Genomic DNA, 23765 nt, shown 5'->3' on the forward strand with positions numbered 1-23765 from the left:
ATGTTCCTCGACGATGATAGCGGACATCCGCCGCGTGAACCAGCTTTTCTAGGGCGATTCCCGACCGTTAGAATGCGGCGGCTCCGCTACCATCCGGGGGTGCGACGCCTGGTGCAAACCGTTCGGCTCGACCCGGCACACTGGATTCAGCCGCTCTTCGTCCACGACAGAGGCGGGGAGAAGAAGCCGATCGACTCCATGCCCGGCCAATTCCAGTTGTCGCCGGAGCATCTAGTGGAAGAAGCCCAAGAGGCCGAGGAATTGGGTCTGGGGGGCGTCCTCCTCTTCGGTATCCCGAGTCGGAAGGATGATTCGGGGTGCGACGCGCTTGACGAAAACGGCGTGATTTGCCGGGCGGTTCGCCGCGTCAAACAGACGGTGCCGGACTTGCTCACGGTCACGGACTTGTGTTTTTGCGAATACACGGATCATGGGCATTGCGGGCGATTGGGGCATGCAGGAGCGCAGCCCACGGTCGATAACGACGCCACCTTGGAGCTTCTCGGGCGGCAGGCGGTGCTCCATGCCCGGGCCGGCGCGGATGTGATTGCACCGAGCGGCATGATGGACGGAATGGTGGCGGCGATCCGCCGAGCGCTGGATGCTGCCGGTTTCGTCCATGTGCCCATCATGAGTTATTCCGCGAAGTATGCGGGGCCGTTTTACGGTCCCTTCCGAGATGCCGCGGAGAGCGCTCCGCGGTTCGGGGATCGGCGGAGTTACCAAATGGATCCCGCGGCGGCCGCGGAGCAAGCCCTTCGCGAGGTTGCGTTGGACTTGGAGGAGGGAGCCGACATTGTGATGGTCAAACCCGCGTTGGCCTATTTGGACGTCATCCGTCAGGTTCGCGATAGGTTTCCCGGCGTGCCGTTGGCGGCCTATAACGTCTCCGGCGAATACAGCATGGTCATGGCCGCCGCCGCGGCGGGATGGATCGACGGCCCGGCGATGATTCGCGAGATTCTGACCTCCATTCATCGAGCCGGAGCCGATATCATCATTACCTATTGGGCCAAAGAGGCCGCCCGTTGGTTTTCTTGATGGAATGATCCCCGGACGCATCCGCGTGCCGCATGCGCATCGGAGAAGTTCCGTTTGGAACTCGCCTTTCCCGCCGGGTTACGCCGACCTCCGGAGCTTGTCCCCCCGGGTATACTTTGGAAAAGAGCGGCGGGACGCAACTTTCGACCTCCGTCGCGGATGGGATGTGCGATGATTTGGCGGGCCGGTCCGAATTGGGACGCCCGCCCGGCAAGGCGTCGCGCGTGGTTTTGGGCCGGGTGAAGACGGCTTGGCATGAACCGATTGCTGTTGTGAAAGTGCTGTTGCTGCAACTACCGATCCCTCCCTTCGGGCCGGAGACCGTGCGAGGCAATGTGCCCTTGGCCGCGGCCTATTTGAAGTTTTACGCGCAGCGCGTCGAGAATATCGCAGCGGACATCGAGATTCTTCCCGCGTCTTTGGCCGACGGTCGAGGGGATGCTGCCCTCCTGCGCGAAATAACGGACCGGCGTCCGGACGTGCTGGGCCTTTCGTGCTACCTCTGGAATGTCGAAAGGTCCCTTTACTTGGCGGAGCAGGTCAAGCGTCGGATGCCGCAGGTTCTCGTGGTCCTGGGCGGGCCTGAAATCACCGCGGACAACGCCTGGGTCTTGGAGCATCCGGCCGTCGATTACGCAGTCATGGGAGAGGGCGAGCAAACGTTCGCCGAATTGCTCCGGTTTCTGACTGAGACGGGCGGCGATCCCAACTCGACCCCGGCGATCGCGGGACTTTGGAACGGAAGAAATCGGGCGATCCCGCCGGCGCGGCGACAACTGGCCCATTTGAACGATGTCGGTCGCGTCTACCTGGAGGGAATCCTCGACCCCGCACCGTACGACAGCCTGTTTTTGGAGACGATCCGCGGCTGCATCTTCAAGTGCGGCTTTTGTTTCTATCCCAAGAGCTTCGATCGCCTGGCGTATATGGATGACGATTTGGCGGCGGCGAATCTCGCCCTTGCCCGACGGTCCGGCGTATCAGAAGTCTTTCTTCTGGATCCCACGCTGAATCAGCGGCGAGACTTCACGGAGTTCTTGAAGCTGTTGGCGGCGGGTAACGCCGATCGCACCTTCACGTATTCGGCGGAACTGCGAGCGGAGGGGATTCGAGCGGAACATGCCCGGCTCATGGCCGAAGCCGGCTTCGCGGAGGTCGAACTGGGCCTGCAATCGATCGATCGAACGGCCCAGGCCTTGATGCATCGCACCGTCAACCTGCCCGCATTCGAACGCGGTGTTCGGGCGCTGCTGGATGCAGGCATTCGGGCACGCGTGGATTTGATCGTCGGACTGCCGGGAGACACCGCGGAAACCGTGCGTCGCGGTTTGGATTACCTGGCGAATTCCGGACTTTTCACCGAAATCCAAGTCTTCCGGCTGGCGGTGCTTCCCGGGACGGATTTTCGGCGTCGTTACCGCGAATTGGGGCTGGAGTTTCAACCCCATCCGCCGTACCACGTTCTCCGCACGCCGACCTTGTCGAGCGACGAAATCGGCGATTTGATGCAGGAGGCCGAATCGCTGTTCGATACGGAATTCGATCCCCTTCCCGAAGTCCCGGGGCGGTCGTGGGGGGCTTCGGCATCTTCCGGCCCCACGCCCCTTGCGGGAACGCAGTGGGTGGTCGATTTGGATGCTTCTCCGCGGAAGCCATCGCCCGAGGAGGTCGGCCTGGCGCACATTCTGCGATTGGTTTCCCGGGATTTCTCTCGGCACGGCGCTGCCATGCGCGGCTGGGTCGAACACGTCCTCGATCACAATCCCCACATCACCTTGTGGATCGTGATCGAACTCGGCGAGGGAGCGGACCTGCCGCGGAAACGGGATCTGGAGTCGCTCTTGGAGGCGTGTTATCGCCGTCCGCTCAGCTATCTCGACTGGTATTTCAGTCTTCAACCGAAGCCCGGCAGAACGGGGGCCAAACGCATCATCGTTTCGGCGCCGCACTCGCTGGGTGAGCGGGTGGAAGGGTTGCGTCGAAGACTTCCCGGAATCGACTTCGTCGTGCCTGAGACAAGCCCCATGCAGTGACGTCCGAGGAACCTCGGCGGCCGCGGATCCCGAATCAGATCCACGGCCGCCCCGTTACGGTTTGACGCGAACATGGCCGCCGCGCGGCATCGGGCATCAATTGGCGGCGGATGGAACGGCGGCCTTGCCCGCTTTGCGAGGCTTTTCGTTCCCCTGTCGGGGCCGCTCGGGTTTACCGGCGGAGGCGGGCGAGCCGGGCTTATTCCGGGCTTTCGGTCCCTCGACCGCGGGTTTCGTCTCCGGCGCCCTTCGTACAGGCTTGGTCGCCGGCTGCGTCAGCGGCTCGCCGTCCAGGGGTGGTTGCAGCTTGCTGAGGTCGATTCCGAATCGGGCCAGGATGGTCGGGGCGATATCCTGTCGCATGCCCTCCCGTTGAACCAAGGGATCGTTGGTGCCTAGGAAGACGTAGGGCGCGTAACTGTGACGGGTTGCGCCTTCGTCGAACCCATGATCGGCCGTCACATAGACCAACGTTTGGTCGTAGAGGCCCAGCTCTTTCAGTTTTGCGATGATCCTTCCGGTCCACTCATCGTTGGAAATGAGTGCGTCGTTGTATTCCTTGGAGTTCTCGCCGAAGCGGTGGCCGTTATGGTCCACGGACGCGAAATGAACGAAGAAGAAGAAAGGACGGTCCTTGTACTTTTCCAGCAATTCCAGGGCCGACATGCCGACCTTTTCGTCTTCCATCAGGCCGTACTGCCAAACGTCGCAAGCGTGATGCATGGTGTAGTACGGTGAGCCTTCGAACACGAGGTACTTCTCACCGTCCTCCTCGACGATCCGGCCGACGACTTGCCGACCGGCTCCCGGTTGGGCGGGTTGCCCCGCGGCCGCGCCGCGACCGTTGCCTGTACGTGCTTGGCCCCCCCGCTGTCCGCGCGGTGCATCCGACGACTGGTTTGCTTGGGCGTTTTGCGTCCCTTGCCGCTGTCGGCGTTCCTGCTGCTGTTGCAATTGCTGCTGAATCCGAGCGGCCTCCTCGTCGGTCAGCTTGCGTTTGAAGGGTTCGCGGATTTCGCCGCAGTGGTCCCTCTTGCCGATCACGGCGGCGCATACGAAGTCGGAGCCGAATTGGGCTTTCAGCCGCTCGAAGACGCTCAGCCCTTGGGGGACGTCGCGGAATCGGCTGTTGCTGTAGACACCGGTGACCTCAGGGTGATAGCCGGTCAGAATCTGCGTCCAACCTGCCTTGGTATCGGTAGCGCCGGTGATGACGTCAATGTCCACGAGCGTGCCTTCCTCGCTGATCGCCTTCAGCGTCGGCAATTCACCCCGCTGTAGGCACTCTTGCACATGGGCACGTTGTGCGCCGTCCCAGCCGATCAGGATGATGTTGCGAGGCGGGGCGTCCCGTCCCTGCTCCATGCCCGCGCAAGGCAGGGCGAAGAAGAGTGTCAACGTCGCAAGCCAACAAGTCAGCCGTCTCATCGTAGCCTCCCGATAGAAAGACTCTTGGGGGACTCACCGTCACTTCGACCGCCGGAGTCCCATTCGCGGTGATTGGACATGAGAACGCTTCTCAGAAACGACAAACGGAAAAGTCATCATGCGATCCCTCAAACGAGAGGGAGCTTTTCTCCGGCCGATCCAACATGGGAGAAAGGATTGCATCGTGCTCGCGGGATACGCGCGGCCGAAAATCACGACCGATTGCGAGCGAAGGATTGCCGCTCTTTATACATGAATGCGCTAATCGGGCACGGCGCACGCAGAGCGTTTAGAAGGCGGACTCGCCGCCGGGCATCATGCGGCAGCGGCGTCGTCATTGTGCCGCGGATTTGGAGCCGCCGGGAGAACCCGTGATCGGATACCCATTGGGGAGAGGACGGCCCGCCACGCTAAAGCCTTGCTGATGGAGGAAATCGCGAAGTCGGCGAAAATCCGCAAAGCCGTCCGGATAGCACCAGATCGTGACGATGGTTTTCTCCGGGTGATAGCCGGCCAGACGTCTCCGAAATTCCGATGTCTCGTCGAGGACCTTATCGGTCGGGTCGCCGATGTCGGCGATCGGTTGCAAGACCCATCGCTTGAGCTGCACCATGGCCCCGTTGACGCCCTCGCCCGTGCGGTCCTCGATCTGGACATTGCGCCGTACCAGAACGTATTGCAAGCGATAACCGCCGAGCGGTCCGACCGTGCCGGATACCTCCGGCACCTCCAGGAGGCGGTAAATCTTTTGCCTGGCGTCGCCGACGAGTTCTTTGAGCAGTCGTTCTAGGGGGATGTAGGCTACGCGGCCGTTGCGGATTTGAAAATGCAACTCTTCCCCGTCGGCGGGAACGCTGAGCGGGGTCGGGTAGTTGACCAGGGTTACTACACGGTCAGTGTCGATGCTCGCACTTGCCTCCAGCTCACGGCGCAATTGGTCGGCCCGATTTCGGGACTCGGCCAGCCTGCCCTGCAGGGCGATCCGCTCCTGTTCTCGGTCGGAGACTTGGGCCGCGCGTTCCTGAATCGCTTTGCCGAGCTGGGCGACCAAGCCGGCCAGATTCCGGCGTTCGAACTCTCGCGCCGCCCGATCGAGTTCCACCTGCCGCATGGTCTCATGAAGCCGCAGCACGTCCGTCCGCAGCGATTCCACAAGGTCTTTCCGGCGACGAAGCTCCTCCCATTCTTGAGCATATTGCTCCGGCACGTTTTCGATTTGAGGCGAGGCCGGCGGGAGCTTGGACGCGCGGACGCCCACGACCATCACCAAGATGATCAAAATGCCGACGATGTTCGTCACGATGTCCAGGAAGGAGTCGTAACCGGCGGTGAGTTCGTGCTCTGGTTGAAGATCGTGCATGCGTGGGTTCCTCGGCCATCGCGATCGACGCGCTCCCAATCGTGCGAGCGGCGGTACCCGCAGCCCGACGTCAAGTATTAACGATTCCCGGCCGGCTCGATCTCCAAACCGCTGTCTTGCAAAAGGATTTGCAACCGACGGAAGACCGGTTCGGCATCGGGAGCCGCTCGAACGGTCAAGACGGGCCGCCAGTACATCCCGTTTCCGGCGATTCCCCAAGACCTCATGTATTCGTTGACATTCTCAATCAGGCGATCGACGGCCGACTCCAACCCCTCTTCGAAGGTAAAGACCTTGGTCTGATCCAGCCCTTTTTCCGGCACCAGCACGATGCGATCGGGGTAGCACTCGACTCGGATGGGACGAGTGACGGGAATGGCCCCGCGTTCGTGCTCGGGAACGGCCCAACCGGCGCCGCGACGGTCCGCCAAGGGGCGGACGTCGGACTCGTCGCTGCCGGGCCGCCCGAGCCGTCCGTCGGACGGTACGGTGTAGTTTTCCGATGGTGGGCGGCCGCTCCGGATTCCGTCGCCGACGCCGAAAGCCGGTTTCCGCTGCTGAGAAAGGAAGGCGTCCTGATTCCCGGTGCCGGGTTTTGGGCCGCCGCCGAGGTTTTCGGGGCTTCCGGCATTGCGGAGGGATTGGTCGGCGGCATCGTCGGGGATTCCGCCGAGATTATCACCGACCGCCGGATGGGGCGTTGCCGTGGTCGGGCCGGGGGCGGTGCCGGCGTCAAGAAGGGCGGCATTGCCGGCGCTACCGTCCTCCATGTCCGTCAAGGAGGCGAAACCGGGTGAACCGCCGGAACTCCGGACGGATGCGGTCTCGTCGTCACTTCCGTCGCTCTCGCGCACGGCGCCGTCGACGTAGGGAGATAGTCGGTATTTGGGAACGCTCCTTCCGTAACGCCCGGGAGCCGCCCGGGCCAGGAATTCTTGACGTTCCCGGGCGGTTTGAACGGCCTCACGAACCGCGGCGGCCAATTGCGGTTGGGGCGGAGGGTATACGAGCGTCCAATCCGCTTCGATCAATTCGTAGCCGAATTCGGTGCCCCAAGAGGTCAACGCGGCGCGGGCGGCGTAAAAGGCTTCGATCCCGTCCGGGCGGACCAGCAGCAAGGGGTAGGTATCACCCTCTCGCACAGGATCGATTTGTCCGGATCGCACGAGGAATTCGCGGGCTGCGCGGAGTGCGGCGTCGAGGGGGTTTCCCGGCCCCAGCGAACCGAGGAAATCGGACAGCACGAACTCGATCCCCTCCGGCTGCATGATGATCGCCTCGCCGCGGCATTCGAGATAAATCGGGCGACGCGCGGTACCGTGTTTTCCCAAATAGGGGACCACCGCATAAGACACCGTTTGGGAAGCCGGCCGGCCGCGTTCCGCTAGTTGTCGCTCCAACGCGGCAACCTCTCGTTCCGCGGCGCGGAGTTGCTCCTGAAGCGTTTCCGCGTTCGCTTCGGGGTCGGAATGTTCCAGGGATTGCAGCCTGTCCTGAAGCGTGGCCAACTCTGCGCGCAAGCGGCGAATCGACTCTTCGCTGTGTCCGAGCAAGGCCCGGGCGACGTTTAATTGCTCTTGGGTGGCCCGGCGCGCCGCTCGTATTTGTTCCTGCTGCCAGGTTAGATCTTCGCGGAGTCGCGCCAAGTCTTCCGGGGAGGGGAGTTCGGACGCCGTTTCCTGCGAGGCTTGCCGATGCTCGACCTGAAGTCTTACTTGGCGGACCAAAACGACCAATAGCAGAATGAGCGTGCCCATCGTGCAAATGAGCACGGCCAAGAACGGGAAGAGCGAAATCGGATTGCCCTCCCGCCCAGGAACGGTATGGACGAAGGGGCGTCGCGTCATGCGGCCTCGCTTGCGGGACGGATGACACCCGATCGAAAGGCCTCTTCGGCGGACTCTCGCTGCAAATGCGCGCTCAACAGGCTGGCAGCCGCGGCCAGGGTGGTCAAGGCCTGTTCAAAATGCTTGGCCGACGCCACCGCCGTCAGGTTCCGGTGCAAAGCATCTTCCAGCTTTCGCAGATCCGCTCCGCTCTCGGACAACGAAATCCAAGCCTCCGTCTGCTCTTTCAAACGAAGGGTCAGATCTTCGAGCTTGTTCAGTTGTGCGGCGATTACGGATTCCCTTCGGCGTTCTTCCTCCCGCCGTTCCGCCGAGCTTGCATTTTGGACTTCGGCCAATTCCCGCGCGAAACCGCGGAGGCCGGCCTCCAAGGCTTCGGTCAGACGGTTGCCGAAAGACTCGGCGGTATGGCGGACTTCGTCGTGCCAGCCCTTCTCCACGCGTTGCAGGCTTTGTTCCCAGGCTTGGACGGAAAGCCGGACCCAATCCGCGGCTGCGTCGCTCCAATGAGAAAGCGCGGCCTGGAGGGCGTCGGCTCCGCGGCCGGCCGCCTTCTTACCCGTGAATCGGTGCAGGATTTCGTTTTCGGTCCGGCGCGTGATGCGATCGAGCAGGCCGTCCTCCCACCGTTGCACCAGGAATTGGGCCAGCATCAAGATCATGGACAAGCTCAATGCCAAGGCCGTCGTGTCGAAAGCCACCGTCAGCCCGGACATGACGACCGGGAGCGTTTTTTCCAGGTCGCTGGGGGACAGGTTCCCGAGGGCCAGCGCGATGCCGACCACCGTCCCCAAAAAGCCGAGAATGGGTACGGCCCAGACAATCAACCGGAGGAGGGCGTAGTCGGCGTACCGCCGCTGCGAGTCCTGCTCGCTCAGCATGACCAGGCGTTCTTCGGGCGCATCATCGCCGCTCAGAACGATTTGAAGCACCTGTTTCCAACGCTGGACCGCGGTGTCGGCATGGAAGACCGGCGGGAGCCGCCCAAGGTATTCCAGTGCAGCCCGAGCCTCTTGCCGGATGTCATCGGATGCGGCACGCTTCGGCAATCGCAATCGCGAAAGTCGTTGCCGCTGGGCGGTGATGTTGAGAAAGCGGATGCCCAACCACGTCAGGCCGAAGAAGAACAAGTAGGTCTCGACATGCTCAATGGGATGACTGGCGGTGTAGCGGCGAAGAAACTCGATTCCCGGCAAATTGGTAGTCAGGAGCCATTGGAAAAAAAGATAGGCTGCCGTACCCCAAATTAAGGGCGAGGCGAGTATCGATTTGCCAAAGTTCTTGGGAGTTGGGTGGGTCAGTGGTTTCGTTGTCATGGAACGTGATATTCAATCGCACGGGGCCAAGGAAATCGCGGCCGATCCGGCAAAGCCGTCACCTCGACCGGGGGATGGGCCGTTCGGGGCGGCACGGAATCCTGGTCCAAATGGGAAGGGGATTCCGCAGCGCACTCTGAGGTGAATCAGGAACGGGTAGATACCAGAAACCGGTCTCGGACGTCAATGGAGTTCGGCAGCGGACAGGCTCTTGCGGTGGATCACCTGTGGCCGCTGCATTCCCGGTAGTCGGCGGTGCAGCGGCACCGCTTTTGGATGACGGAGAGACGCAGTGCTTTCCGATGACGGCCGCGCAGTGTTTGCGGTATCTGCGTTCCTATCTCCTGAGCCCGTTGGTCGTTTTAGTCGATTCGCGTACAATACGAACATATTGCACCCTGAACCACGACTTGGATTTTGAATCATGACTACGACCGACGCGCTCTTGATCGGGCAACGGCTGGATTCTCCGTCCCATTGGCGAGAGATTGCGGATAGAGTCCTTGAGGGGGGCAAAATAACGCGTCAAGAGGGGTTGGCCGTCCTTCAGGCGCCGGACGAAGAGATCTTGGACATCTTGGCAGCCGCGTACCGTGTTAGGCTGCGTCATCACGGTAATTTGGTGCGGCTCAATTTGCTGATCAATGCCAAGAGCGGGATTTGCCCGGAGGATTGCGCCTATTGCTCACAGTCGCGGATATCCTCCGCGGAAATCACTAGGTATCCGCTGGTCAATCGAGAAGAACTCTTGCGGGGTGCTCAGGCGGCTGTGGAACGACAGGCGACGATGTATTGCATCGTCATCGCGGGTCGCACGCCCAAGCCGGGAGAACTGGATGCCATTTGCGAGGTGGTTTCCGAGATCAAGTCGCAATGGAACATCAAGATTTGCGTCTCGCCGGGCCTTCTAAACCGCGAGCAAGCGAACCGCTTCAAGGCGGCAGGCGTGGACCGCATCAACCACAATCTCAATACCAGCCGCAAGTTTTATGATCGAATCTGCTCCACGCACTCCTACGAGGATCGGCTGGCCACCCTGCGCGCGGCGAGAGAAGCGGGGCTGGAGCTGTGCTGCGGTGGCATCATCGGGATGGGAGAATCCCTGGAAGATGTGGTCGATTTTGCCTTGGAATTGGGTGAATTGCGCCCCGAATCGCTTCCAATCAACTTTTTGATTCCCATTCCCGGTACGCCCTTGGAGAACCAAGGCGACCTTTCACCACTCTATTGTTTAAAGGTGTTATCGCTCCTGCGTTTTGCCAGTCCCCCCTCGAACCTGCGGATTGCCGCCGGTCGCGAGCTGCATTTGGGGCCCCTCCAACCTCTGGGGCTGTTTCCCGCTAACTCGATCTTTGTGGGCGACTACCTGACGACGAAAGGCCAGCCGCCCGAGGAAGATTACCGGATGATCGAGGCACTGGGTATGAAAGTAGTCTTGGACCCTCATAGTTGACACAACGGGCAATTCGGCGCTAAGTATCCTTTGTAAAAAATATCGGCTTCCGAACCCGAATCGAGGGCGGATTATCAAGATTCGGCGGCGTTCGTCGAATGAAAGGGGACGGCGAGCTGCCGTGGACTCGGTTCGGGGGGAACCTGGCGGCAAAGGCTCACGTAAATTATCGGGATAGGGTTTCGCGCCAGCCACGTACTGCTTCAAGTCTTATGACCTCCGGATCACCGAGTTCGATACCCGCGGGTGATGAACCCACACTGGACATGGCGCCGCGCGACAGCACGGCTGCCGGCGGGGACTCCGCATCGCAAAGCGGCGCGATGCTAGCGGAGCCGAAATGCCCGGTGGTGCGCTTGGTTTCCGGGTCGGCCGAGGACTGGACGTGCGCGCTTCATGAGGCGCTCCACCGCCGATTGCGGCTGGCCGTCTGGATCATCGCCGCAGGATTCGCGGTATTTCTCCCCTGGCAATTCCTGCTGTTCCAGCCGAATGTCGGCTGGGAACGCTATAACCTGGTGTTCCACGTCCTGTGTACGATCTTTCTGATCGGAGCCGGGGCTTGGCTCACCTGGGGGAAATGTCACGGAGATTACGGCGTCATCCGATCCCTGGAATTGGCGGCGTTTGCGGTTCCCGCCCTGTTCTTGGCCTACGGTTCTTGGTTCGGCATGGCTCACTCCTGTCAGGAGCGAGGCTTTTTTGAGTTCAACAGCGGCGGCTGGATGCTGTTGATCTTCGCCTACGCCTTGTTCATCCCGAACACGGTCCGGCGGGCGGCCCTGGTGATTGGAATCTTGGTGGCCGTACCGATCTTGATTCTGGTTGCCGGGCGATTGTTTCATCCCGACATTGCGCACGCAATGCGAACGGAGCACATGACGGTGATTCCGTTGATGTTCCTGGTTTCGGGGGTGATGGCGGTGTTGGGAGTCGATTCCATTCAATCTCTACGCCGCGAGTCGTTCGAGGCCCATCAGTTCGGACAGTATCGCCTGCGCGAGCGGTTGGGCGGCGGCGGGATGGGCGAGGTCTACTTGGCCGAGCACGTGCTCTTGAAGCGGCCGTGCGTGGTCAAGTTGATTCGTCCCGAGCGGATGGCGGATCCCCGAACTTTGGCTCGTTTCGAGCGGGAAGTCCGCACCACGGCACGGCTTTCCCATTGGAACACGATCGAAATCTTCGACTATGGGCTGACCGGCGACGGCGTGTTTTACTACGTGATGGAATATCTTCCCGGGTTGGACTTGGGAGCCTTGGTTCGCCGGTTCGGTCCGCTTCCGCCTGAGCGGGTCATTTTCCTGTTATGCCAGGCATGCGATTCGATTCGAGAGGCTCACGAGCAGGGATTCATTCACCGGGACCTGAAGCCGTCCAATATCTTCGTCGCGCAGCGAGGCGGCGTGTTCGATGTGGTCAAAGTCTTGGATTTCGGATTGGTCAAACCGATTGCGGATATGCAGGATTTGAGCCTTACCGCGGAAGGGTCCGTTACGGGTTCGCCGTTATTCATGTCGCCCGAGCAGGCCATGGGCAATACCGATCTGGACGCCCGCAGCGACATTTACTCGTTGGGGGCGGTGGCATACTTCACTTTGACGGGCCGGCCGCCCTTCGAATCCGACAAACCGATTCGAGTGATTCTTTCCCACATCCAGGCTGAGGTGGTTTCGCCTCGCGATTTGAGACCGAATCTGCCGGAGGATTTGACGCAGATCGTACTCCGCTGTTTGGAAAAGAATCCCGAAGACCGCTTCCAGACGGCGAGCGAGTTGCGCGAAGCGCTCGCCCGTTGCGAGGCGGCGGGACGGTGGACTCGCGAACGGGCGGCCGCTTGGTGGAAAGACCGGCAGCTCGATCGTCCGCGCGATGTGCCGCCCCCAAGCCCATCGGAAGAGCGTGTTCCGGCCGTCGGCTCGGCGGCGAATTGAACCCTCGGTTTGCCGGCGGTGCGATCCCGCAATTCGCAGTGCCGCGTCCCTGTGGCACTCAAACGGTATCCTGCCCGGTCGGACGGTCGGAAGGTAGAATCAAGGTTTCACCCACTGCCGACCGGAGATCCCGTAAGGGTCGGGGTTGGTCGGAGCCGGAATCGGCGGGGGCCGCGGGCCGCGAGAAACCGTGAATCGCCGGCGGGGTGGTGGCAGCCGCGGGCTGAGGTGTGATGGATCGAACGTGTTATTCAGGGTCATTTCGAATAAGGGTAAGTGTTTCGGATCATGATTTCCGCCTCGCGACCTCGGACGATTCTCGAGAAGATTTGGGATGACCATCTGGTTTACGCCGAGGAGGGCAAGCAGGCCATTCTGTACATCGACCTGCATTTGGTGCACGAAGTCACCAGCCCGCAGGCCTTCGAAGGATTGCGTTTGGCGGGGAGAAAGGTCCGTCGGCCGGAGCGGACCGTGGCCACGGTCGATCACAATGTACCGACCACCGACCGGTCCCTGCCCATCGTCGATCCCATCTCCAAGCAGCAGATCGACACGCTGCGGCGCAATTGCGAGGAGTTCGGCATCCGGCTGTACGACTTGAATCATGAAAACCAAGGGATCGTGCACGTGATCGGGCCCGAACTCGGTTTCACCCAGCCCGGCATGACGATCGTTTGCGGGGATAGCCATACGGCCACGCATGGGGCGTTCGGGGCGCTGGCGTTTGGAATCGGCACCAGCGAGGTCGAGCACGTGCTGGCCACCCAGACGCTGTTGCAGTACCGGCCCAAGACGATGGAGGTTCGGGTCAACGGCCGACTGGGACCCGGTGTGACGGCGAAAGACCTAATTCTCTACGTGATCGGTCGACTCACCACGCGCGGCGGAGTGGGGTACGGTCTGGAATATACGGGCGAAGCGATTCGTTCCCTCTCCATGGAGGAGAGGATGACCGTCTGCAACATGTCGATCGAGGCGGGGGCTAGGGCCGGACTGATCGCGCCGGACGAGACGACCTTCCGCTATCTCCGCGGGCGTCCTTTCGCCCCGCAAGGTGAAGCCTTCGATCGAGCCGTGGAACGTTGGCGGCAGTTGCCCAGCGATCCCGGAGCCGTTTACGATCGTACCGTCGTTTTCGAGGCGGCGGACATTCAGCCGCAGGTGACTTGGGGAACGAATCCGGCCCAGGTCGTCGGCGTGAACGATGTCGTGCCGTCTCCCTCGCAGTTCGAGGATCCGGTCGATCGCAAGGCGGCGGAAGACGCCCTCCGCTACATGGACTTGGAGCCCGGGATGCCGATCCGCGAGATTCGCTTGGATAAGGTCTTCATCGGCTCATGCACCAATGGTCGGATCGAGGACCTGCGGGCGGCGGCGGCCGTCGCCAAAGGTCGGCGGGTTGCCAAACATGTCCAGGCGTTGGTGGTACCCGGCAGCGGCCTCGTGAAACGGATGGCGGAGAAAGAGGGCTTGGATCGCATCTTCCGCGAAGCGGGGTTCGAATGGCGCGAGCCGGGTTGCAGCATGTGCTTGGCCATGAATCCCGATCGGCTTGAGCCGGGAGAGCGCTGCGCCGCGACCAGCAATCGCAATTTCGAGGGGCGGCAGGGCCGCGGCGGTCGCACCCATTTGGTCTCGCCCGCCATGGCCGCGGCGGCCGCCATCGCTGGAAAATTCGTGGACATCCGCGCCTGGGACGGTCGCTGAAAGGCCGCACCGTCACCGCTTAAGGCCGGGGTTCCCGGCAGGCTCCCAGGACTATCCTGCTTACCGCTTTCCAAACTCAAGGGATTTCTTCATGCAGCCGTTCGTCAAGCATACGGGACTCGTGGTGCCGCTGGACCGCTCCGACGTCGATACCGATCAAATCATCCCCAAACAGTTCCTCAAGCGCATTGAACGAACCGGATTCGGGGAATTTCTCTTCTTCGATTGGCGCTATTTGGAGGACGGCAGCCCCAACCCCGAGTTCATCCTCAATCGCCCGAAGTATCGCGGGGCGACGATCCTCTTGGCGCGCCGCAATTTCGGCTGCGGATCGAGCCGCGAGCATGCCCCCTGGGCCTTGGCCGATTATGGATTTCGCGCGATCATCGCCCCCAGCTTCGCCGACATCTTCTACAACAACAGCCTCAAGAACGGGCTGCTGCCGGTCCGCTTGCCCGAGGATGCCGTGGACGAGCTTTTCCGGCGAACCCTGGGCGAAGAGGGATATCGCCTCACGGTGGACCTTGAGCATTGCGTTGTCGCGGACGAACGAGGATTTCGCGCACCTTTCGAGATCGACGCCTTCCGTCGTGAATGCTTGCTGAAAGGGCTCGACGACATCGGTTTGACCCTGGAGCACGAAGAGAAGATCGCCGCCTACGAGAAGGCCCGGGGCATTGCGTAGTTCCGCGCGGATGCGTTGTTTTCCCGGCTCGACTAAGGTACCACGGGCAATTCTTCCCCGCTTTCCTGCGGCACCGTGACGGCCGGCGGACAGGCGGCTCTCGTTCCGTAGCCCGCCCGCTCAATGCCGTTTCCCCATCAGCGCGATTGAGACGTCGGTCTCGTTCCTCGGCATCCTTCGCGGAGAATGCTTGACATCCCGGTTTCGGCGATCAGAATGTGGGAAAATCCGGTAAGCTATCCTTTAAATACGGTGGGGTAAACAACCCTTTCCGCTGCCGGTTGGCCTCATTGTTCGAAGCTCCAACGGAGGTGGTCGTGCGCAAATTCGAGAACACCGATCGGAATGTTTCCCAAGGCGACCGAAATCAGGGCGGGGCGTTGTGGACTCGCCGTCGAGCCGTGCAGGCGATCGGCGTCTCTGCGTTATCGTCTGCGTTCTTGGCACGTAGCGTCCACGCCGCAGAGCCCGCGGAACGCAAGGTGCGCATCGGCATCGTGGGCGGACGTTTCGGAGCCTCGTTCCAGTGGCACGAGCACCCGCAGTGTGTGGTGGCGGGCGTGAGTGATTTGCGTCCGGAGCGAAGGGCGACCTTGCAAAAGGTGTATGGTTGCGAGCAAGCGTATGAGTCCTTGGAGGTCATGCTCCGGGACGGCAAGGATATCGAAGCCGTCGGCATCTTCACCGAGGCCCCCAATCATGTCCCGCACGCGGTAGCCGCCTTACGGGCTGGAAAACATGTCATCTCCGCGGTTCCCGCCGCGATGACATTGGAAGAGTGCGCCTTGCTCGTCGATACGGTCCGCAGAACCGGCTTGACGTACATGATGGCCGAGACCGGCTACTGGCAACAGCATACCATTTCGGCCCGGCGGTTTTTTCAAGAGGGCCGATTCGGCACGGTCTATGCCGCGTATTCGATGTACCGTCACGCCGGACTGGAGGACCTGTTCGTGGAAGACGGAAAGCGGACTTGGCGTTACGGCTTTCCGCCCATGCACTATCCCACCCATTGCACGGTCCATATGGTGGGCGTGACCGGAGAGCGGTTGAAGGCGGTGAGCTGCATCGGCTGGGGAGACGGCTCTTCCTTCCTTAAGGACAACGTCTACGCGAACCCGTTCTGGAACGAAACCGCGGAGTTTCTCACCGAGAAGGATCACTCGTTTCGTGTCGAGGTGTGGTGGTCGGGCGCGCATGTCGGCGGCGAGAGGGCCGAATGGTACGGCGATCAAATGAGCTTCTTGTGCCCGAACGGTTACGGCCAGCCCGCCACCATCGTGCGTGCGAGTGAGTTGAAGGAGCTGGACACCGGCGGCTTCCAGCGCGCCGCGGCGAAGGTGGAAAAATACGATATCCCGCAGTGGTGGAACACGGACATGTTACCGGAACCGTTGCGGCACGATTCCGGCCACGAAGGCTCGCACACGTTCATTACCCACGAGTTCATCGATGCCCTGGTGCATGAGCGAAGGCCGGCCGTGGATGTGTACGAAGCCGTGGCCTATACCGCACCCGGCATCGTGGCCCATCAATCGGCCCTGCGAGGCGGTGAGCGACTTTGGATCCCGGACTTCGGTCGTCCCGAGGATTCCCCTTGCCCGAGCGGGTCGCCGCCCGCACGTCATGTCCCGGCGCCGTCGCGGCGTCGTCTTTTCGGCCGGCGATGAGCGCGGGGCCGCCGGTTGTCTTTATCCCACCGCAAGGAATAATACCCAAAACCGGGCGCCGAACCGGCATCGGGATGTGCTGCCATCCGGCTGGGCGTGAGGTTGCGAGATTCCGTATCTGTTCCGCTCTCGAAAAAGGTTGCACGCAATGGGGTTTGGGACGAGCAAGGTGAGGTCCGTATCCGGTTGCTTGAATTGGATGGGTCTGTTTGGCTCGCTCTTGGCGGTGCTTGCAGTGTTGAGCGCGGACGCCGGGAACGGACGCCCCGCGGTTCTGGCCGCGGAAGACGATTCGGCCGCTCTCAAGCCCGTACCCCGGCTGGGAATGAATCTTGCCGGACCGGCCGATTGGAACACGGAATTGCCGTTCGTCGACGTCTTCCGCCTCTCCAGGCCGTGGATTAGTCAGCGGGAGGGCCAACCCTGGGGTAAAGGCCCGGCGTTGGACCTGGACGAGCATGGTTGGGTCAAACGCCTTCAGCCCGACTGCTACGCCGAAACGCTGATGTGTACGATCGACGACGGCCATTATCCGTCCGGCCAATACGTGATTTTGTACGAGGGCAAAGGCGAGCTGGATTTGGCGGGGGCCGGCAAGATCGCGTCGCAAGTTCCCGGCCGAATCGTGGCCGATGTTGATGCGAGCAAGGGAGCCCTGTTCCTCAGGCTGAGGAGGACCGATCCCGCCGACTATGTGCGGAACATTCGGGTCATCATGCCCGGTTTTGAACAGTCTTTCGAGAAAGATCCTTTTCATCCCGCCTTTCTTCGGCGATGGCAGGGTATGGCTTGTCTGCGTTTCATGGATTGGATGGAAACGAACAACTCCCAGATTCGAAGCTGGAGTGAACGCCCCACACCGGATTCGGCCACTTTCTGTGAAAAAGGGGTTCCGCTGGAATGGATGATCGACCTCTGCAATCGGTTGCAGGCCGATGCTTGGTTCTGCATGCCGCACCTCGCGGACGACGAGTACGTGCGCAATTTCGCCCGGATGGTCAGGGACCGGCTCGACCCCAAGCGGAAAGTGTATATCGAGTATTCCAACGAGATCTGGAATGCCATGTTTCAACAGAGCCGCTGGGCCGGCCAAGAGGGTATGCGTTTGGGCTTCGCCGAGAAACCTTGGGAAGCCGCTTGGCGTTATACCGCCTACCGTTCGGTGCAAATCTTTGCGATTTGGGAGGAAGTTTTCGGCGGCCGAGAACGTTTGGTTCGCGTACTCGCCACGCAGGGCGCCAATCCGTATGTTTCCGAACGCATCTGCGAATTTCAGGACGCCTATCGCCGCGCCGACGCGCTGGCGATCGCGCCGTATATTTCGCTCAACGTTTCGCCTGAGGGTCATGCTGGGATCAACGTCCAAACGGTGGAAGGCTGGTCGCTCGATCGACTGATGGGCCATGTCGAGGATGAATGCCTACCGATGGCGATCTCGTGGATTCGCGGGCAAAAGGAAGTGGCGGATAAGTTCGGCTTGCGTCTAATAGCCTATGAAGGCGGGCAGCACCTGGTGGGAGTAGGCGGCGGCGAGAATTCCGAGATCATGACCGCCCTCTTCCTCCAAGCCAACCGTGATCCCCGCATGGCTCGCATCTATGATCGCTACTACCAAGCTTGGGAAGAGAACGGCGGTGACTTGTTCTGCTATTTCAGCTCCGTCGCGCACTGGTCGAAGTGGGGGAGCTGGGGGCTTCTCGAATTCTTCGATGAAGATCCCAGACAGTCCCCGAAATTCATGTCCACCATGGGTTGGGCCAAGCGACTGGGGCAGCCGGTTCACTTGCCCTAAAGGACATTTCGGGGCGGCTGCCCCCAAAACCCACGCACGTAGGTACCTCCGCCGAAACGAGAAACGCCGGTGGCACGACGCACCCCTCTGCTTCTCGGTGCTCACATGTCGATCGCGGGAGGCTACCACCGCGCCGTGGAGCGGGCCGTGGCGGTGGGTTGCCAATGTCTTCAGCTTTTCACCAAGAATTCCAACCAGTGGCGCGATCCGGACGTTTCGCAGGAACAGGCACAAACCTTCCGTGAAGCGCTGCGGAGTAGCGGCTTGACGGCGGCCATCTCGCACGACTCGTATCTGATCAATCTCGCCAGTCCCGATGAATCTCTCTGGAATCGTTCCGTCGATGCCTTGGCCGCCGAGTTGGAGCGGGCGGACCTGCTGGGATTGGACTACGTGGTGGTCCATCCCGGAGCGTACATCGAAGGCGGCGAAGAGGCCGGTCTGAGGCGAATCGCCCAGGCTCTCGACTCGGTTCACCGACGGCTGCCGCGGACCCGGACGCAACTCCTCCTTGAGACCACGGCGGGCCAAGGCACGAATCTGGGGTGGCGATTCGAGCACCTGGCCGCGGTCTTGGAGGCTGTGCGCGATCCCGGCCGACTCGGCATCTGCTTCGACACTTGCCACCTCTTCGCGGCGGGTTATCCCCTTCACCGACCGCGAGGTCTTGCCGAAGTCCTGCGCGAATTCGATGCCGTGGTCGGCCTCACCAAGATCCGAGCCGTTCATCTCAACGATAGCCGCGCGGACTTCGGCAGTCGCGTGGATCGGCACGCCCATATCGGCCAAGGCAAGCTCGGCACGGATGCCTTCCGCCGTTTGCTTCGCGACGACCGCTTGGCCGGCATCCCGATGTACTTGGAGACGCCGAAGGGTACGAACGCGGAGGGCCGAGATTGGGACGCCGTCAATCTCGAGCTGTTGCGCAAGCTCGCCCGTTCGCGGTGATACGAGAAGGCGTTTCACCGCGGCCGAAAGGCGGCAGGTCGTTATTCCCAGGCTCCGAAGCGTCGGCGAACTTCAGTCGATTCCAGCATCTTGATGAAGACGCCGCCGATCACGGGCCGCGCTCGAAAGCCGCGGACCTTGGCCGAATCGGTCCAATACCAATCGGTCAGGGGGATTCGGTCGGGCGTTTCGTCCACGAAACGGTATACCGGGTTCATCAAGGCTTCGAAATCGGCCCGGTCATCCGCCAGCGTGGCCGTCCAAACTTCCCAATCCGTCTTCGTGAAGAGCGATCGGTTGTCGAGCGGCAGTCCGTAGGGCTGAAGTTGACCCTTGTAGTACGCGATTTCCTTAGCCCGAACCTCCGGCCCGAAGAGGTCGAGACCGAGGAGCTTATCCCATACCAGATTGTACTTTTGGCTCCACGTGCCGGGTTTGTCGAAGGCCAGGCGGAAGTGATCGCCGTCGTCGGCCAACGACGCCCACTGTTCGGCATAGGTTTTGGCCAAGCTCAAGTACTCCGCGGCCTGATCAGCCGATTTCCGCATTTCGCATAGCTTGCCGAAGCATGCCAACGCGACGATCGCCTTGATCGACAGATTGGCGTTATGGGCCAAATGGCCCGTGAAATCGTCCGTACACAACTGGTTTTCGGGATCCAAGCCTTTGGCCTTCAGGTACTCCGCCCAGGTTACGAGAAGGGGCCAGTAAGGCTCCAGGTACTGGGTATTGCCGTCATTCAGGGCGATGACGTAGGCAACGATGATCATGTTGCCCGACTCTTCTACCGGCATCTGGTTCTCCTCGCTTTGCTCACGCCCCCCATAGACTTGACCGTTGGCGAGGGGATACTGGCCCAAGTCATGCGGCGCGAAGGGGAACCGCCATCGCGGCATGGCGGCATACTCGAACACCGGTGTGACCGTGGCCTTGAGCAAGTCGTTATCCAAGAGCATGAAGATGGGCGCAGCGGGATAAAGCACGTCTACGGTTCCGATGCAGCCGTTGCTGAAGCATTCCTTGCTGAAAAGCATGGGCTTTCCGCCGGGGCCGGCCGCGAGCTTGTGCGCCCCGACGGCGTGCCGGTAAGACAGTGCGATGAGGTTGGCGTATCCCCGGCCGCCCACGCTTTCGGCGGCGGCAAGGAGCTGGTCATCGAAGGCGACGGCTCGCCGTAGCAGGTCGCCATACTCGCGATCGGCGGCAGACAGCAGATCCTCCGCCTCCCAGCCGTTTCGCCGCCAATACGGCCGCAGATTCTCGCCGAAATACTGAATGGAGAAAAGGTCGTCGTACGCCAGCATGATCCGGCACGTCTTGGCGGTCTCGGCGACTTCTCCCAAATCGAAGCAGCACACGGCGGCGGGCCAGCGATGATCCGCCCTCCGAGGCTGATCCGTATCGTCCGCCCCGGGAATGACGCCGTCCGTCCAAAAAGCCTCCCGCGCCGTGCCGGCATCGGCCAGGACCGTGCGAAAGGCAACTCCTCCCGGCACCGCCGTGTAGAGATACCCCCAGTCGATGCGCCGGTCGTCGCCCGAGGCGGCTAAGACGGGCTGCTCTTCGGATCCCATGCGCATCCAGACCGTGCCGTCCGAGGAGCCGCGGCTCCAGACCACGCGCTGCCGCGGTTCGTTCACGACAAGCTCGGCCGTGCTGTCAAAATAGACCTGTACGGCGTGGGTCAGTCCGTCGACGGACTGCACCTCCCAAAGGATGTACGTGAGCGGTCGCGAAAGGACGTCCAGGTCCTTCGGCAAGACGGGAGAGAAGAAAGTCAGGCCCACACGTACGCCGCCGCCCTCGAATTGGTAGATCGTTCGAGTGGGCAAGACTCGCAGGCCGATCTGCTTCATGGCCGGGATGTCGGGCGAAGGCCGGCCCAGGATGCGGAAGGTCGTTCCGTCCACACGGACCATGCCGCACAGGGCGTGGACGCGCCCCGTCCAATGCCGCGGCCAATCGTCGGTCAAACGGTCGCCGAACGACCATACGCTGAAATACGGATCGTGCACCACCAGCGGCACGGCCGGAGGGCGGCCCGCCGGGACTTCTTCCGACCGAGAGATGCCCCCGTCGTACGCGGCGATGATTGCCAGGAACAGGCCGGCTCTGAAGATTCTCGTCATGATTCCCTCTGATTAAAAAAGAGTATGCCAAGCGGTAAACGGCGAGCAGGACTGAAATGTCGCCTGGTCGCTCGCACCGGACCGTCGTCGTTTGGGAAGGCTGCCGCAGTCGAGTCTTTACAGCTCGGTCCACTGCCCCGCCACCGGAGCCGGGAAATAACCCTCTTCGTCGGCAGAGACCGGGGCCGGAGAATCGTAATTCAGCTCATCCAGATAGTTGCAGAATTGGAATTGCGAGTTGAAGACCTCATCCCAGGTTACGATGCGGTTGTAGTGAGCCGCCGCCCGCCCCATCAACGTGGTGAAGTCCGAATAGACGGCCCGCTTGCACTCGTTGTGGGGACGATCGGTCCGAATGCTCGTGATGAAATCCCGCCATTCATAAACCCAGGGACTGAATCGATCCGGTTCCGGCGACCATTCGATGTTGTCGTCCGCGATCCGCTGATCCTTGAACATGTGCACGGTGGCGGCGTGGACGTTTCCCGAGAACTGGCCGGCCTTCTTTGCGCAGTGCACGAACGTGGCGAACTCGGAATGTCCGTTCAGGGCGCGGCGGAATCCGCAAAAGGCCTTGCGCCCGTCGGCGAAGGTATACTCCAAGGAATATACGTCCAAGTTCTGGCCGTGATCGTCGCTGCCCGCCTCCCGACCGCCCATACCGTGGCACGACACAGGCCACGAGTCCATCAGCCAGCAGCATTCGTCGATCTGATGGATCAAATAATCGACGAAATGGCCCGATCCGACCCAAAACAGGTGGATCTTGCCGAATTGCAGTTGTTCCAGGAGACTGTTCGCCTTCTGTCCGACGCGGCCTAGCCAGGATCGGCCCTCCAAGCGGTTCGCGCGAATGCAAATCAGGTCGCCCATCGCTCCGCTTTTGATCTTTTCGATCAGGGCGGCGCGGGCCGGCGAATGCCGGCATTGCAAACCGGCGGCGATCTTGACGCCTTTTTTCTCCGCCTCCTCGCCCGCCTTCAAGAGCCGACGCAAGCCGACCGGATCCGGCGCGAACGGCTTCTCCATGAAGACGTTGATCCCCTTCGAGACCGCATACTCCACATGGATCGGCCGGATGTACGCCCGGGTGGTGCACATGGCCACGTCGCCGGGCCGCAAGAGATCGGTCGCCTTCTTGTAGGCGTCGAATCCCACAAAACGGCGGTCCGCCGGCACGTCGATGTCCTCTCCGAACTTCTCCCGCAAGGCATCGTGCGACGCATTTAAGCGGTTTTCGTCGATATCGGCCATCGCATAGAGCTTGATCGGCCCCATTTCGCGGGTGCTCAGGGCGTCCGCTACCGCTCCGGCTCCGCGCGGGCCGCAGCCGAGCAAGGCCAAGCGAATGGTGTTGTCTTCCGCGGCGTGGACGGCGGGAACGCCGCGGGCAAGCGCCGCCGCGCCCAACGCCAAGGCACTGGTGCCGGCCAAGAATTGCCGCCGATTCCCTTGCAAGAACGTGTCGTGCATTTTCGATCCCTTTCCTATTCCGGTTAAAAGAGAATTGCGTGGCGGGAGAACCTTCGCCGTATACTGAGAGGCGAAATATCACCGCCTTCGGAAGGACCGCGATCCGGTGCAAGCTTGCGCCGAACGGCCGAGCGGTGTGTTGGTGTTATAGTAACTTCCCCGACATGCTCCCGCAATAAACCGCGGCCCGGGACCCCGACTTGATGACCCGTCATGATGATGGGCACCGATTTATCCTTGGATCTCCCTTTCGGCCGGAATCGCTTGCCGTAACGCGGTGAGCACGTCCCAGAGATGTCCTTTTCGCGGCAAATAAAAGGCGAGACTCAAATGCGGTAATTCCGCTTGGCCGCGACCAGAAGGGGTACGTTGACCAGGGACCGAAATCCGTTATATTGGATGGAATGAGAGACGGCTTTCGTGAGTCGCCGGTCCGTCGGCGATTTGCGGCCTTCGGAATTATCGCGGGGTGGAGCAGCAGGTAGCTCGCGAGGCTCATAACCTCGAGGTCACAGGTTCGAATCCTGTCCCCGCAACTAAGTGCTTGCCTAGTCGGGCTTTACGAAAATCCATCCGTTGCACGAAGCCGCAATCCAGGGAGTGCGCGGGCGGTTTTTCGTTTCGGTGTCTTTTCTCGTGGGAACCCGTATTCGGGTTTTTGCTACCTCTGGTAGCGCTCCTTGGCCTGCCGGTTGCTGCGGCGTTCTCCATTCGCGTTGAATTGGGATAGTGCCTTTTGCGGACTTCCTCGGTACACGGCCCAGCCGAGCGGTTAAGAAGCGCAGAGCGCACCTTGCCGCGTGTCGGGGTTTCTCGCGAGCCTTGATCGCGTGCCACGACCGGGGCGACGGCTGTTCCCCTATTCGGGCAATCAATTGGAATCGATGTTACCGCACGTTCGCGGCACCGGACCAACCCCGGCCCGCCTCCACGACGCTCGCTTCCTGAG

15 protein-coding genes and 1 tRNA gene are annotated in these 23765 nt (G+C 61.4%); 10 read left to right on the top strand and 6 right to left on the bottom strand.

Going from position 1 to position 23765, the window contains the following annotated elements; translation table 11 throughout:
* Window positions 1-1041, top strand: coding sequence for a porphobilinogen synthase (gene hemB / locus ACZ5B4_RS02170; RefSeq protein ID WP_464912802.1), 1041 nt, complete (start codon window positions 1-3; stop codon window positions 1039-1041).
* A gap of 164 nt (window positions 1042-1205) precedes the next feature.
* A complete protein-coding gene (locus tag ACZ5B4_RS02175) occupies window positions 1206-3074 on the top strand; it encodes a B12-binding domain-containing radical SAM protein (RefSeq protein ID WP_464912803.1) in 1869 nt (622 codons plus the stop codon).
* Between the two features lie 96 nt (window positions 3075-3170).
* Here ACZ5B4_RS02175 and ACZ5B4_RS02180 read toward each other — a convergent pair whose 3' ends face one another.
* The 4 genes from ACZ5B4_RS02180 to ACZ5B4_RS02195 all read right to left on the bottom strand — a co-directional run bounded on the left by ACZ5B4_RS02180 (window position 3171) and on the right by ACZ5B4_RS02195 (window position 9025).
* On the bottom strand, window positions 3171-4502 hold the full coding sequence (locus ACZ5B4_RS02180) for an alkaline phosphatase family protein (RefSeq protein WP_464912804.1): 1332 nt from the start codon (window positions 4500-4502) through the stop codon (window positions 3171-3173).
* 334 nt (window positions 4503-4836) lie between these two features.
* On the bottom strand, window positions 4837-5862 hold the full coding sequence (locus ACZ5B4_RS02185; RefSeq protein ID WP_464912805.1) for a hypothetical protein: 1026 nt from the start codon (window positions 5860-5862) through the stop codon (window positions 4837-4839).
* Between the two features lie 77 nt (window positions 5863-5939).
* The gene (locus tag ACZ5B4_RS02190) at window positions 5940-7709 is read right to left on the bottom strand and encodes a hypothetical protein (RefSeq protein ID WP_464912806.1); all 1770 of its coding nucleotides are present in this window, start codon (window positions 7707-7709) and stop codon (window positions 5940-5942) included.
* A complete protein-coding gene (locus ACZ5B4_RS02195; RefSeq protein ID WP_464912807.1) occupies window positions 7706-9025 on the bottom strand; it encodes a MotA/TolQ/ExbB proton channel family protein in 1320 nt (439 codons plus the stop codon). Before ACZ5B4_RS02195 ends, ACZ5B4_RS02190 begins: the two co-directional genes overlap by 4 nt.
* Before the next feature lie 424 nt (window positions 9026-9449).
* Between ACZ5B4_RS02195 and bioB the strand changes: the two genes are divergently transcribed.
* The 7 genes from bioB to ACZ5B4_RS02230 all read left to right on the top strand — a co-directional run bounded on the left by bioB (window position 9450) and on the right by ACZ5B4_RS02230 (window position 19214).
* On the top strand, window positions 9450-10478 hold the full coding sequence (bioB, locus tag ACZ5B4_RS02200; RefSeq protein WP_464912808.1) for a biotin synthase BioB: 1029 nt from the start codon (window positions 9450-9452) through the stop codon (window positions 10476-10478).
* 347 nt (window positions 10479-10825) lie between these two features.
* Complete coding sequence (locus ACZ5B4_RS02205; protein WP_464912809.1) at window positions 10826-12409, top strand: serine/threonine protein kinase; 1584 nt, start codon at window positions 10826-10828, stop codon at window positions 12407-12409.
* Window positions 12410-12697: 288 nt separating this feature from the next.
* Window positions 12698-14119, top strand: a complete 1422-nt coding sequence (gene leuC, locus ACZ5B4_RS02210) for a 3-isopropylmalate dehydratase large subunit (protein ID WP_464912810.1) — start codon at window positions 12698-12700, stop codon at window positions 14117-14119.
* Between the two features lie 91 nt (window positions 14120-14210).
* Window positions 14211-14804, top strand: a complete 594-nt coding sequence (gene leuD / locus ACZ5B4_RS02215; RefSeq protein ID WP_464912811.1) for a 3-isopropylmalate dehydratase small subunit — start codon at window positions 14211-14213, stop codon at window positions 14802-14804.
* A gap of 317 nt (window positions 14805-15121) precedes the next feature.
* Window positions 15122-16474: a Gfo/Idh/MocA family protein gene (locus ACZ5B4_RS02220; RefSeq protein ID WP_464912812.1), complete on the top strand. Its 1353-nt coding sequence runs from the start codon at window positions 15122-15124 to the stop codon at window positions 16472-16474.
* A gap of 169 nt (window positions 16475-16643) precedes the next feature.
* Window positions 16644-18266, top strand: a complete 1623-nt coding sequence (locus ACZ5B4_RS02225; protein ID WP_464912813.1) for a hypothetical protein — start codon at window positions 16644-16646, stop codon at window positions 18264-18266.
* Between the two features lie 69 nt (window positions 18267-18335).
* On the top strand, window positions 18336-19214 hold the full coding sequence (locus ACZ5B4_RS02230; protein ID WP_464912814.1) for a deoxyribonuclease IV: 879 nt from the start codon (window positions 18336-18338) through the stop codon (window positions 19212-19214).
* A gap of 41 nt (window positions 19215-19255) precedes the next feature.
* On the opposite strand, the gene ACZ5B4_RS02235 is transcribed toward ACZ5B4_RS02230, so the two are convergent.
* Entirely contained in the window at window positions 19256-21343 is a 2088-nt protein-coding gene (locus tag ACZ5B4_RS02235) for a glutaminase family protein (RefSeq protein WP_464912815.1), read from the bottom strand.
* A gap of 117 nt (window positions 21344-21460) precedes the next feature.
* A complete protein-coding gene (locus ACZ5B4_RS02240) occupies window positions 21461-22816 on the bottom strand; it encodes a Gfo/Idh/MocA family protein (protein ID WP_464912816.1) in 1356 nt (451 codons plus the stop codon).
* Between the two features lie 463 nt (window positions 22817-23279).
* Between ACZ5B4_RS02240 and ACZ5B4_RS02245 the strand changes: the two genes are divergently transcribed.
* Window positions 23280-23352 (top strand) — tRNA-Met (locus ACZ5B4_RS02245).
* Window positions 23353-23765 lie beyond the last annotated feature (413 nt).

It is taken from the genome of Thermogutta hypogea (assembly GCF_055386265.1).

Excerpts from the sequence above, each read along its gene's own strand:
- ACZ5B4_RS02180 (WP_464912804.1), bottom strand. The coding sequence starts at position 4,502 with ATGAGACGGCTGACTTGTTGGCTTGCGACGTTGACACTCTTCTTCGCC.
- hemB (WP_464912802.1), top strand. The coding sequence starts at position 1 with ATGTTCCTCGACGATGATAGCGGACATCCGCCGCGTGAACCAGCTTTT.
- ACZ5B4_RS02175 (WP_464912803.1), top strand. The coding sequence starts at position 1,206 with ATGTGCGATGATTTGGCGGGCCGGTCCGAATTGGGACGCCCGCCCGGC.
- leuC (WP_464912810.1), top strand. The coding sequence starts at position 12,698 with ATGATTTCCGCCTCGCGACCTCGGACGATTCTCGAGAAGATTTGGGAT.
- ACZ5B4_RS02195 (WP_464912807.1), bottom strand. The coding sequence starts at position 9,025 with ATGACAACGAAACCACTGACCCACCCAACTCCCAAGAACTTTGGCAAA.
- leuD (WP_464912811.1), top strand. The coding sequence starts at position 14,211 with ATGCAGCCGTTCGTCAAGCATACGGGACTCGTGGTGCCGCTGGACCGC.
- ACZ5B4_RS02190 (WP_464912806.1), bottom strand. The coding sequence starts at position 7,709 with ATGACGCGACGCCCCTTCGTCCATACCGTTCCTGGGCGGGAGGGCAAT.
- bioB (WP_464912808.1), top strand. The coding sequence starts at position 9,450 with ATGACTACGACCGACGCGCTCTTGATCGGGCAACGGCTGGATTCTCCG.
- ACZ5B4_RS02185 (WP_464912805.1), bottom strand. The coding sequence starts at position 5,862 with ATGCACGATCTTCAACCAGAGCACGAACTCACCGCCGGTTACGACTCC.
- ACZ5B4_RS02240 (WP_464912816.1), bottom strand. The coding sequence starts at position 22,816 with ATGCACGACACGTTCTTGCAAGGGAATCGGCGGCAATTCTTGGCCGGC.
- ACZ5B4_RS02235 (WP_464912815.1), bottom strand. The coding sequence starts at position 21,343 with ATGACGAGAATCTTCAGAGCCGGCCTGTTCCTGGCAATCATCGCCGCG.